Raw genomic sequence first — 12,326 nt, forward strand, 5'->3', positions numbered from 1 at the left:
CCCCTCGTCCTGCGCCGTTCCGTCTATTCAAGATAGAGATCCCACAGTTGCAGGATACCCGAATAGTCGGATTGCCCCTTGAGCTTTCGTGCATAGGCGTTGAGACGTCCCGAATCGGCGATCTTGATCATGTAGCCGTTGCCCAGCACCTGCTGCTGGATCTTCAGCCAGGCGGCGCGCCGCTTGTCGAGAGAAGGTTCGGCGAAGAACTCCGCGTAGGCGGCGTCCAGCGCGTCGTTCCCCTTGATGCTGGGAAAGGCGTAGATCAGCGGCCGCCACTGCTGCGGTCCCAGGATGTGATCCGGTCCGAACAGCGTGGTCGACAGGTTCCATTCACCGGTTCCCTGCTGCATGTGCGAGGCGTTCGTCGTCCAGTCGACAATCTTGACGTCGACGTTCATGCCGGCCGCCTTCAACTGCTCGGCCACCACCAGCATCGTCGTCCGCATCCAGGGATAATTGCTGTTGGTCTCGATGATGATCTTCTCGTTGCGATACCCCGCCTGGGTGAGCAGCGCCTTCGCCTTGGCCGGACTCTTGATGTCGTACCAGGGCGCCTTCTCCGTATCGCCCAGGTAATAGGGCGTGTTGGGGAACGACATCCAGGCGTTCGGCTTGTTGATGCCGCCCGTCGCCTCGGTGATCTCCGCGATATCGATCGCCGCGCCGATCGCCTGCCGGATCAGCACATTGGCCGTGGGACCGAACTGAGAATTCACGATCACATAGGTGCCGCCGATCGGAAATGACTCGCGGATCGCGAGCTCCTTGCGCTCCTCGATACGCGGCCGCAGCTCCGTCGGGATGCTCGAGGCGAGCTGCACCTCGCCGGTCTGGAGTGCGGCAATGCGCGTCGTCGCCTCCGGGATGAACCGGAAGCGCACGGCGTCGACATAAACAGTCTTGCGGCCGGCATAGCCGTCGCGGCCAGGCGCCGATGTATCCGGCACATAACCGTCGAAGCGCTTGATCACGAGATGGCTGTCCTTGACCCACTCGCCCATCGAGAACGGTCCGGTGCCGATGATGTCGATGCCGCGCGCCGGCTTGTCCTTCTGCGAGGCGGGCAGGATCATGAACGGAAAGATCGGTGATTTCAGGACATCGAGCAGCACCACGTTCGGCGTCTTTAGCTGCATGATGAATGTGTAAGGATCGGGGGTCTCGTAGCGCTCGACATCCGACAGGTTCTTGGCATTGGGACTGACCGCGGCGTAGCGTTCCATCGACGCCTTCACGTCGGCCGACGTGAGCTCGTCGCCGTTGTGGAACTTCACGCCACGGCGCAGCTCGAACGTATAGGTCTTCGAATCGGGCGACACCGTCGCCTTGGCGGCGAGCATCGGACGCGTGGCATTCTGGTTGTCGAGTGCAACAAGCCCTTCGAAGACGTTGTTGATGACCTCCAGCTCGACGGCACTCGAGGAAACATGCGGATCGAGGGTGCCGGGCCCGGAAACGGTGGCGTAGACGAGCGTACCGCCCTTCTTCGCCTGGGCCTGCGCCGTCGGCGACAGTCCCGCGATCAGCACTGCGCCGCCGGCAACATTGCGAACAACGTCGCGTCGCTTCATCAAGGCCATCCGATATCCCCTTACTCACGCCGGTTATCGACGGACGATTGTCACCAACTGCCATACAAGAAGCGTGCCCGGCAAGAATTCCACGCACAAAGGCCAATCATGACGCAACGCGCTTGCATAGCTTGCCCTGGCCCGGCAATTTCTCCTTGACCATAACCATGAGAGCGAACTTGGCCGGCAAAGGTTGGCAAGTCGGTATCGATATCGGCGGCACCTTCACCGACCTGATCGCCTTGCAGGCGTCGACCGGGGAATATCGCTCGATCAAGGTGCCGACACAGCGTAACGATCCCGTCGCCAGCATCAAGGCCGCGCTTGCCGCTGCCAGCCTGACGCCTGAGGACGTCGACGACCTGGTGCACGGTACGACCCTGGTGACCAATGCCATCGTCGAGGATCGCGTCGAGCCGGTCGCACTGGTGGCGACGCGCGGCTTCGAGGACGTGCTCGAGATCGGCCGCGCCGGCCGCCAGCATCTCTACCGGCTCGATCTGCCGCCGCGTCGAGCGGCACAAGTCCCGCCGGAGCGCCGCATCGGACTCGCCGAGCGCGTCGACCATGCGGGGCACGTCCTGCTCGCAGCCGACGACCGCGCGATCGCGGAGGCGGTTGCCCGGGCGAAGGCCACCGGCGTCGAGAGCGTGGCGGTGTCGCTGATGCATGCCTACGCCAACCCGGTGCACGAACGCGCGCTCGGCGCGGCGCTGGGCGAGAGCGTGCCTTTCGTCTCCCTGTCGCACGAGATCAATCCCGAGACCCGTGAGTTCGAGCGCACCGCGACCACGGTGCTCAACGCCTCGGTCATGCCGATCGCGGCGCGTTATCTCGACCGGCTGCAGCGCGAGGTCGCAGGCACGCGGTTGCACGTGATGCATTCGGCGGGCGGCATGGCATCGCCCGAAGCGGCCGCCAGGAGACCGCTATCCATGGCGCTGTCGGGTCCCGCCGCAGGAATCGCGGCGGCCGCGCACACTGCCGCCGCGCTCGGCCTCGAGAAGGCGCTGACCTTCGATATGGGCGGCACGACCACGGACGTCTGCCTGATCGTGAACGGCACGGCGGAGATCTCGACCGATTCGAAGCTCGCCGGACGTCCGGTGCGCCAGCCCATGGTCGCGGTCGAATCGATCGGCGCCGGCGGCGGCTCGCTGGTCACGATGGGGACCGGTGGCCTGTCGATCGGGCCGGAAAGCGCCGGGGCCGAGCCCGGCCCTGCCGCCTACGGCCGCGGTGGCACGCGGCCAACCGTGACCGACGCCAACGCCGTGCTGGGCTATCTCGACACCACGCGGCGGCTGGGCGGCTCGATCGCACTCGACGTCGCCGCGGCCGAAGCGTCCCTGGCGCCGCTGGCCCGGCAGCTCGGGATCGGGGTCGTGGCGCTGGCCCTCGGCATCCAGCGCGTCGCCAACGCCACCATGGTGCGGGCGCTGGCGCGCGTCACCGTCGAGCGCGGCGTCGATGGCCGGCAATGCACGCTGCTCGCCTTCGGCGGCGCGGGCCCCATGCATGCGGCGCGCCTCGCCCGCGAATTCGGCATCGCCGAGATCCTGGTCCCGCGGTTCTCCTCTGGCTTCTCCGCGCTGGGCTGCATCGTGGCCGACATGATCCATACGCAGCAGCACGCCGTGCGTATGCTCAGCACCGAATGGGACGCCGACCGCTTCACGGCGCTGCATGACGGCATGCTGTCGACCTTGATGGAGCCGCTCCTCCGCCAAGGGCACTCGAAAAACGACATCCTGGTCGAGCGCATGGCGCTGGTCCGCTATGTCGGTCAGAGCTACGCCATCGAGGTCGGCTTCGCGGCACCGCTCGACCTCGACACGCTGGGCCGGGACTTTCGGCGGCGGCATCTCGAGATCTACGGCTACGCCACCGAGGAGCATTGGGAAATGCAAAGCCTGCGGCTGCGCACGAGGGTCGCACGACCCGCCTCTTCCGCCGCCCCGCTTCCACCGGGCGCCGCACCGCAGCCGACCAGCGTCGGCCCCTGCTGGTTCGAGCCTGCAGCGCCGTACCAGACACCGCGCTTCGATCGCGATCTCCTGCCGGCCGGCGCGAAGATCGCCGGTCCCGCCGTGGTCGAGGATGCGTGGTCGACCGTCGTCGTGCCGCCCGGCTACGCGCTCACCGCCGACACCATGGGACATCTCTGGATCCGCGAGGAGGGACGATGAGGAACGCGGTCGATCCCTTCACCACAGAGGTGATCCGTCACGCGCTGACCGCCGCGGCGGAAGAGATGTCCTTCGTCGTGATGCGCTCGGCCCGCTCGCCGCTCCTGCGCGAGGCGGGCGATCTCTCCTCGGCGCTGACCGACCACAAGGGCGATCTGATCGCACAGGGCCGCGACATCCCGATCCATCTCGGCGTGATGAGCTTCACCGTGAAGAAGTTCCTGGAACGCGTCCCGCCGGAAAGGCTGCAGCCGGGGGACGTCTGGTTCCTGAACCTGCCGGAGGTCGGCGGCAACCACCTGCCCGACGTGAAGGCGATCCGCCCCATCTTCCTCGAAGGCCGGCTGTTCGCCTTTGCCGTGAGCCTGGCCCACTGGGGCGATATCGGCGGCGCGTGGGCCGGCAGCTATTTCGCCGCCGCAACCGAGACCTGGCAGGAAGGCGTGCGCATCCCGCCGCTGCGCCTGTTCACGGCGGACGGCATCGACGTCGAGAAGCGTGACTTCCTGCTCGCCAACCTGCGCGGACCGCAGGAGCGCGAGGGCGATCTGCTGGCGCAGATCGCGGCGACCCGTGCCGCCGAAGCCCGCCTCGTCCGGTTGTGCGAGGAACACGGCGCCGCCACGATCCGCGCCGCCCTCGACCGGTTGGACGATCTCTCCGAAGCGCAGATGCGCGAGGCCATCACCAGCCTGCCGGACGGCTTCTACGAGGGCGAGGATTTCCTCGATGACGACGGCCCCGGCGGACAGCCCGCGGCCATCCGCGTACGGATCGAGATTGCGGGCGACCAGGCTCGATTCGATTTCAGCGCCACCGACGACGCCGTTTCCGGCCCGCTCAACACCACGCCGTTCGTCGCCATGGCGGCGGTCTATTACGCTATCAAGGCGGTGGCCGGCCCCGAGATCCAGCCCAATGGCGGCTGCTACCGGCCGCTCGAGATCCGCACCCGCCCCGGCTCGATCCTCGAACCCGGCATCGACAAGCCGGTGGTCGGCGGCAATCACGAGACGTCGCAGCGCGCGGTCGATGCCATCATGCGCGCGCTCGAGAAGGCCGTGCCCGAGCGCCTCACGGCTGGTGGCTCGACAACGGCCGGTCTGCTGATCTTCGGCGGCAAGCGGCGCGACGGTGCGATCGGCACCTTCTACGAGACTCATGGCGGCGGCGAGGGCGCGCGCGCCGACCGCGACGGCACGCCGGTCGTGCGCGTCCATCTCACCAACACCATGAATACACCGGCCGAGATCGTGGAGGCGGAGTACCGCATCCGCGTCGACGAGCAGCGCCTGCGGACCAAGTCCGGCGGCGCGGGCCAGCATCGCGGCGGCGACGGCATGGTCCGCAGCTACACGGTGCTCGGCGAAGGCCTGTCGCTCACCACCATGTTCGAGCGCCGGGTCGTCCCGCCCTATGGCCTGCAGGGCGGCACCCCCGGCCTGCCTTTCCGCGTGACGCTGCATCGCGACGGCACGAGCCGAGAGCTGCGGGGCAAGGAAAACCTGGCCCTCTCCGTCGGCGACCGGGTCGTAATCGAGACGTCAGGCGGCGGCGGCTACGGCGCGGCGTGATTCGCTCCGTCGTCCCGACCGGAGCTGAGCCCCTCGGATTACCTCGGGGTAAACTCCGCGAGGCGTAGTGGAGGGACCTGTTCATGCAACGTCTGCCGGAATGAGCAGGTCCCTCGACTACGCTTCGCTCCGCTCAGGACGACGGGAACGGGGTCAGGCGCTCAACGCCTGCAGCCGCGCCCGACGCTGCGGGTCGAAGTACGGCACTGCCTCGAGCAGCGCGCGGGTGTAGGCGTCCTGTGGCTTGTGGAAGATGTCGCGGCTTCGCCCGGCCTCCACCACCTTGCCGGCCTGCAGCACGACAAGGTCCTCGCACAGCATCCGCACGACGTTGAGATCGTGGCTGACGAACAGCAAGCCGATCCCCTCTTCGCGGCGCAGCCGGTCGAGAAGCTGCAGGATCACCGCCTGCACCGACACGTCGAGGGCGGCCGTCGGCTCGTCGAGGATCATCAGCTTCGGCCGCGGCGCGATCGCACGCGCAATGCCGACGCGCGCCTTCTGCCCGCCGGAAAGCTGATGGGGAAAGCGCTCCAGCAGCTCGAGCTGCAGGCCGGCGCGGCTCGCCGCGTCGCGCACCCGGGTCGTGAGCGCCGCACCGTCGCGCAGCTTTTCGAGCCGACGCAGCGGATAGGCGATGCTGTCGAAGGCGGAATGGCGCGGGTTCAGGCTGTCGTTCGGATCCTGGAACACAATCTGTATGTCACCGCGCAGCGGCGACTTGTGGAACTCGCGGGCCGGCACGCGCGCGATCGACTCGCCTTCGAAGACGATGTCGCCGCCGTCGGGATCGAGCAGCCGGCAGATCAGTCGCGAGAGCGTGCTCTTGCCCGATCCCGACTCGCCCACCAGGCCCAGCGCGCCGCCGGGCGGGATCTGGAACGACACGTCGTCGACCGCGCGGCTCGGCCCGCCGAACGACTTCACGACATGGACGAGCTCGAGCAGCGGCGGTGTGCCCGGCCGTTGCTGCCGCTGCACCTGCACGACCGGCGGCGCGTCGACGGCCAGGTCGGCGAGCGTCGAGTGCCGGGTCGGCGATGCCGCGACCAGCCGGCGGGTATAGGGGTGCGCCGGCGCCTCGAACAACGCCTCGGTCTGGCCCTGTTCGACCACCCGGCCGGCCTCCATCACCGCGATGCGGTCGCACCAGCGCGCGGCAAGACCGAGATCATGGGTGATGAGGATCATCGCCATGCCGCGTTCTTTCTGCAGCCGCGACAGCAGCTCCATCACCGTCTGCTGCGTGGTGACGTCGAGGCCGGTAGTCGGCTCGTCGGCGATCAGCAACGCGGGCTCGCAGGCGATCGCCATGGCGATCATGATGCGCTGGCACATGCCGCCCGACAGCTCGTGCGGATAGGCCGAGAGCCGCGCCTCGGGATCGCGGATCAGCACCGCCTTCAGAAGCGCCAGCGCCTGATCCCGCGCCGAGCCCTTCGACAGCCGCCCGTGCGCCGCCAGCACGTCGACGATCTGCTTCTCGACGGTGCAGATCGGGTTGAGCGCCGCGCGCGGGTTCTGGAAGATCATCGAGATCGCCGAGCCGCGCAGATGCCGCAGATCGGCCGGCGCCAACCGCGTGATGTCCTGCCCCTTGAAGCGCACGGTTCCGCCGGTGATGCGGCCCGCCCGGTCGAGCAGGCGCATGACGGCAAGCGATGTCACCGACTTGCCCGACCCGCTCTCGCCCACGATGCCCAGTGTCTCGCCAGGCTCCAGCGCGATGTCGACTCCGTGCAGCGCCTCGACGATGCCGTGCCGCGTCGAGAAGGCGACCTGCAGCTTCTCGACCTCCAGGAGCCGCGCCGTCATGTCCGCATGCGGGGATCGAGGATGTCGCGCAGCCCGTCGCCCAGCAGATTGAAGCAGAGCACGGTCAGCATCAGCGCCAGGCCCGGGAAGGCGACCAGCCACCATTTGCCGGTGGTAATGAAGCGCGCGCCTTCGGCCACCATGATGCCCCACTCCGGCGTCGGCGCCCGCACGCCCAGACCGATGAAGGACAGGCCGGCGGCATTGAGGATCGCCCATCCGAGATTGAGCGAGATCTGGACGGCCATCGCCGGCAGGACATTGGGCAGCAGCACACGCAGCACGACCGAGAGGTGGCTGTCGCCGCAGGCGCGCGCCGCCTCGACCCAGCCCGCGTTGCGCCGCACGTTCACCTCGGCGCGCGCAAAGCGGATGTAGAATGGCAGGTTGATGACGGCGGTCGCTATGATGATGTTCTCGACGCGATTGCCCAGGGCGGCAACCATGGCCATGGCCAGCACGAACAGCGGGAAGGCCATCAGCACGTCGACGAAGCGGCCGACCCAGCGATCGAGGCTGCCGCCGACATAGCCGCAGAAGCCGCCGATCACCGCGCCGGCGGCGAAGGACAGGCTGACGGCCGAGAAGGCGATCGCGAGATCGAGACGGGTCGCCGCCAGGATGCGGCTCAGGATGTCGCGGCCGAGCTGGTCGGTGCCCGCCCAATGCGCGGCCGAGGGCGGCTGCAGCGCGATCGGCACGTTGGAGGCGATGGGGTCGTAGGGCACGAGCAGCGGCGAGAAGAGCGCGATGAAGAGCAGGACCGAGGCTCCGGCCGCCGCGACGGCCGTGACGGGGTTGGAGCGCAAGACATAGACGATGTGCCGGCCGATGCCGCCGCGTCGCTGGCCGAGAACCGCTTCGCTCATACGACCGACACCCGCGGATCGGCGATGCCGTAGAGAATGTCGATCGTGACGTTCACCAGCACGAAGATCGACGCCATCAGGAGCACGAAGGCCTGCACTGGCGCGTAGTCGGATGAGAGCAGCGCATCGAGCGCATAGGAGGCCACGCCCGGCCAGGAGAAGACCTTCTCGACCAGCACGTTGGCGCCCAGCATGGTCGAGAAGACGATGCCGGTGATGGTCAGCACCGGCAGCAGCGCATTGCGCAGCGCATAGGCCACGATCACGCGGGCGCGCGGCAGGCCCACGGCATGCGCGGTGCGGATGAAGTCGCTGCCCAGCACGGCCAGCATCGAGGCGCGGGTCATGCGGGCGAGCGGCGCCAGCACGAAGAGCGCCATGGTGAAGGCCGGCAGCAGGAGCTGGCGGAACGCCGCCCACCAGCCTTCGCCATCACCCGTCAGCGCGAAGTCGATCAGGTAGAAGCCGGTGATCTCGGGCGGCGGCGAGGCGAAGATGTCGATGCGCGCCGTCGGATCCGGCGCCCATCCGAGGAGATAGTAGAAGGCATAGATAAGCAGCAGGCCCGACACGAAAGTGGGGACACAGACGCCGAGCGTACAGAGAAGGCGCACGGCGTGATCGACCATCGAGCCCGGCCGCAGCGCCGCAGCGATGCCGAGTGGCAGCGCCAGCAGGAGCGCGATGGCGAGGGCACTGAAGGTGAGCTCGAGCGAGGCGGGCAGCCGGTTTCGGATATCCTGCACCACGCGCTGACCGGTCGTCATGGACCGCCCGAAGTCGCCCTTGGCCATCTCTCCGAGATAGCGGACGAGCTGCACCGGGATCGGCTTGTCGAGTCCCATGGTGCGGCGCAGCTCCTCGATCTCTTCGCGCCCGGCGCTGGGACCGGAGGCGAAGAACACCGCGGGATCGCCGGGCAGCACGCGCATCAGCGTGAACGTCACCACGATCACGCCAAGCAAGGCCGGGATCGAGGCCAGCAGCCTGCGGCCCACCCGCCGGAGGACGGCGGCATACAAGGGTTACACCCGCTTGAGGTCGCGGAAGTCGGCCTGCCGGTAGAACTGGTAGGTGTAGCCATCGACCGACTTCGCCATGACGGCGTCGTGGTTGGGCTGCCACAACATGACCAGCGGCGTCGCGGCGGTGAAGAGCTCGATCATCTCCTTGCAGCCGGCGTCGTACTTCGCCTGGTCGGTCTGGTAGCGCGCCTCGAGCGTGAGCTCCTCCATCCGAGTGCTCTTCCAGGCGGCGAAGTTCCAGCGCTGCGGCCGCGTGAAGTAGAGGTAGAAGTAGTAATAGGTGTAAGGCAGCCACGCTGTCGCGCCGTCGGTGAAGAACGGCATCTTGCTGTCGGATTCCAGCGTGTTGAACTCGGCATCGGGCTTCTTCTGGATCTCGACCTGGATGCCGATCTTGGCCAGCGACTCCTTCACCAGCGCCGCCATCGGCTCGGCAGTCGCCGCCTGCCCCGCCGTAAACGCGAAGGTGGTCGAGAAGCCGTTGGGATGGCCCGCCTCGGCGAGCAGCTTCTTGGCCAGCGCCAGGTCCGTCTTGTTGGGAATCTCCTGCGGGAAGCTCGAGTTCGGCGGCGTGGTCGTCCAGCTCGCGTCATAGAGCTTGCGGCCGCGGGAGAAGATCGTCGCCTTGAACATATCGTCGTACGGCAGTGCCGCCGCCACCGCCTGACGCACTTTGACGTTGTCGAACGGCGCCATCTGCGTGTTCATCGTGATGTGCGTGAAGCCGTTCGACTGCGGGATCGACACGACCTTGGCCTTGGCAGATTTCTCGAGCGTCGGGATGTCGCTGGCCGCCAGATCGATCGCCAGATCGGCGTCGCCGCGCTCGATCAGGTTGGCGCGCGTGGGCGCCTCGGGGACGGTCTGGATGATGATGCGCTTGAAGAACGGCAACGCTCCGCTGCCACTGCCCACCCACTTCTCGTTCCGGCGCAGCACCGTGCTCTCGCCCGGCTTGTGGCTCTCTACGATGTAGGCGCCGCTCGCCGCGGTGTTGGTCTTCATCCACTCCGTCGCCCACGGGTCGTCGGCGGTGGCGTGCTGCTTGGCGAGCTTGCTGTTGATCATGATCGCGTAGCAGACGCAGAGATTGGCGAGCGCCAACCGGTCCGGCTTGTCGAGCGTCACGGTGATCGTCTGCGGGTCGACGATCTTGAACTGGTCGGCCTTCAGCAACGACCCGGTCGTGAACTGCGGCGCCGCCAGCGACTTCGCCGTGACATGGCGGTCGAGCGACCATTTCACGTCCTCCGCCGTCACCGGCGAGCCGTCGTGCCAGGTCGCGTCGGTGCGTAACGTGACGGTGATGACCTTGCTGTCGGCGCTGATGCTGTAGGACTTGGCCAGCTCCCCCCGGATCGTGTTGGGATCGAAGCTCCAGGCGTCGCCGGGCAGCTTCTTGCGGCCGAAGGCGAACAGGCGGTCGTAGACGTTCATGCTGAGGCCGAACGATTCGCGGGTCGCACCCGGCATGGTCGTGTCGAGGGTATTGATGGTGGCGCCCGTCACGTAGCGCAGCGTTTCCGCCCTGCTCTGTGCGAAGGCCTTGCCTCCGCCGCCCGCTATCAGAGCCGCACCAGCCGCTCCCTGCAAAAGCACTCGACGCTTCATCTCGACACCATCTCAACGGTTGGAAGAAAAGCGTATCCACCCGCCGCCTTTCAAAAAGCCGATGTCGCAAATCCCATGCCATGGGTTGGCGCGCCGAACGATGAAGCGGCCACGCCGTGAGCACATCGTGGCACGAACGTTGCTCGCAGGGCGTATCGGGCACTTGAGGTCGAAATGGCGAAGCGAGTCGTATTGATCACGGGTGGAGGAATCGGCATCGGACGCGCGACGGCCTTGGCCTTCGCCGACCAGGCCTGTCATGTCGTCGTCACTGATGTGCTCGAGGCCGAAGGCAATGCCGTCGTCGATGAAATCCGCGGCAAGGGCGGCAGCGCCGATTTCCGGTTCCTCGATGTCACGAGCACCGAGCAGGCGAATGCAGTCGTCGCCGAGACCGAGCAGCGCCTGGGCGCGGTCGACGTCGTCATCGCCAACGCCGGCATCGCCCACCGTGTCCCCTTCGGCGCCATGACCGACGAGAAGTGGGACCACACGTTCGACGTCGACCTCAAGGGTATCCTGCGAATCGTACGCCCCGCCGTCCCCGGCATGATCAAGCGCGGCTCGGGTGCCGTCGTGGCACTTTCCTCGATCATGGGTGTCGCCTACGGCTGGGACGAGCACGTCCACTATTCCTCGGCAAAGGCGGGCGTCGTCGGCTTGGTGCGCGGCCTCGCCGTCGAGCTCGCGCGCAGCGGAGTCCGCGTCAATGGCGTGGCACCTGGCTACATCCGCACGGCGCAGCTTCTGTCGCAGGAGCACTCGCTCGGTCCCGAGGGCGCGGAAGCGGCGCCCGCCTTCATTCCCATGGGCCGGCTGGGTGAGCCCCAGGACATCGCCGACGTCATCGTGTTTCTCGCCTCGCCGGCTGCGCGCTACATCACCGGCCAGGTCATCGCTGTCGATGGCGGGTTGCTGGTCGGCAGATACTAGATATTGATGGTCTGCCCCTGCTGCCATTTCGGGCGTCACCATCCCAAGTTTTGATCACATCATGAGGGACGGACGCTGATCCAGCGCGGGGACGCAACCGGCATGAGCCGGGCGCATTCCGGGAAAATCCCGATCAGGGAGGATTATCGCGCAGCACATTCGCAGTGGCCCGCGCGCCGTGAACCTCTGACACGGTTACTGCTTTTCCCTTTGCGATCCCATCCTTCGTCCATTGCGAAGCCTGCTGTGCGAACAAGCCGAGGAGAGAGAGAAGGCTCGATCATCGTATCCAGGCCGCCAATGAATGCCCGTCTACCGACGAGGGTATTCGGCACGCGATGGAGACGTGAGTCAGCTGTCGTGCTTGGAGACATTACGTCACCCACGACCAGGCGGAGGCGCTGGTCCTATCAGACCGCATTGGCATCATGAATGGTGCCGAGCTCCTGCAGGTCGGCATACCGCAGGAGATCTACGACCGGCCCCAAGGCTTCGATGACGATGCGTTCGTAGACGCCGCTGGCTTCCAGGGCGACCTGCTCGACGTCTGCCTTGCGCAGCCGGCGAACAAGGCTGGCCAAGCCGCGATGGTCGCGGTTGACCACCAAGGTCTGATTGCTCGGCAAGACATGAATGTCGAGCTTGTCCTTGCTGACACCGATGCCGGCGATGACTACCGTCTGGCTCATCTTCGGGATCCCTTCCTTGCATTCGGTCTCGTGACCATGCAGCCGTG

General features: G+C 66.9%; 9 protein-coding genes. 3 read left to right on the forward strand and 6 right to left on the reverse strand.

Going from position 1 to position 12,326, the window contains the following annotated elements; translation table 11 throughout:
• Positions 1–23: 23 nt before the first annotated feature.
• Entirely contained in the window at positions 24–1,574 is a 1,551-nt protein-coding gene (locus ACQY8M_RS34815) for an ABC transporter substrate-binding protein (protein WP_428666273.1), read from the reverse strand.
• 167 nt (positions 1,575–1,741) lie between these two features.
• Here ACQY8M_RS34815 and ACQY8M_RS34820 point away from each other — a divergent pair, with 167 nt between their 5' ends.
• The gene (locus tag ACQY8M_RS34820; RefSeq protein ID WP_428666276.1) at positions 1,742–3,763 is read left to right on the forward strand and encodes a hydantoinase/oxoprolinase family protein; all 2,022 of its coding nucleotides are present in this window, start codon (positions 1,742–1,744) and stop codon (positions 3,761–3,763) included.
• Positions 3,760–5,337, forward strand: coding sequence for a hydantoinase B/oxoprolinase family protein (locus ACQY8M_RS34825; RefSeq protein ID WP_428666279.1), 1,578 nt, complete (start codon positions 3,760–3,762; stop codon positions 5,335–5,337). The genes ACQY8M_RS34820 and ACQY8M_RS34825 overlap by 4 nt, the downstream gene beginning before the upstream one ends.
• Before the next feature lie 153 nt (positions 5,338–5,490).
• Here the strand turns inward: ACQY8M_RS34825 and ACQY8M_RS34830 are convergent, their stop codons facing one another.
• The 4 genes from ACQY8M_RS34830 to ACQY8M_RS34845 are packed head-to-tail and all read right to left on the reverse strand — an operon-like array spanning position 5,491 to position 10,657.
• A complete protein-coding gene (locus ACQY8M_RS34830; RefSeq protein ID WP_428666282.1) occupies positions 5,491–7,152 on the reverse strand; it encodes a dipeptide ABC transporter ATP-binding protein in 1,662 nt (553 codons plus the stop codon).
• Positions 7,149–8,021 carry an ABC transporter permease gene (locus ACQY8M_RS34835; protein ID WP_428666285.1) on the reverse strand — a complete coding sequence of 291 codons (873 nt, stop codon included), beginning with the start codon at positions 8,019–8,021 and terminating at the stop codon, positions 7,149–7,151. The genes ACQY8M_RS34830 and ACQY8M_RS34835 overlap by 4 nt, the downstream gene beginning before the upstream one ends.
• The gene (locus ACQY8M_RS34840) at positions 8,018–9,043 is read right to left on the reverse strand and encodes an ABC transporter permease (protein ID WP_428666287.1); all 1,026 of its coding nucleotides are present in this window, start codon (positions 9,041–9,043) and stop codon (positions 8,018–8,020) included. Before ACQY8M_RS34840 ends, ACQY8M_RS34835 begins: the two co-directional genes overlap by 4 nt.
• A 3-nt stretch (positions 9,044–9,046) precedes the next feature.
• The gene (locus ACQY8M_RS34845; protein WP_428666290.1) at positions 9,047–10,657 is read right to left on the reverse strand and encodes an ABC transporter substrate-binding protein; all 1,611 of its coding nucleotides are present in this window, start codon (positions 10,655–10,657) and stop codon (positions 9,047–9,049) included.
• 174 nt (positions 10,658–10,831) lie between these two features.
• Here ACQY8M_RS34845 and ACQY8M_RS34850 point away from each other — a divergent pair, with 174 nt between their 5' ends.
• Entirely contained in the window at positions 10,832–11,590 is a 759-nt protein-coding gene (locus tag ACQY8M_RS34850; RefSeq protein ID WP_428666293.1) for an SDR family NAD(P)-dependent oxidoreductase, read from the forward strand.
• A gap of 410 nt (positions 11,591–12,000) precedes the next feature.
• Here the strand turns inward: ACQY8M_RS34850 and ACQY8M_RS34855 are convergent, their stop codons facing one another.
• Positions 12,001–12,279, reverse strand: coding sequence for a hypothetical protein (locus tag ACQY8M_RS34855; protein ID WP_428666296.1), 279 nt, complete (start codon positions 12,277–12,279; stop codon positions 12,001–12,003).
• Positions 12,280–12,326: the final 47 nt, after the last annotated feature.

Source organism: Reyranella sp. (genome assembly GCF_965279465.1).
Lineage (GTDB): Bacteria > Pseudomonadota > Alphaproteobacteria > Reyranellales > Reyranellaceae > Reyranella.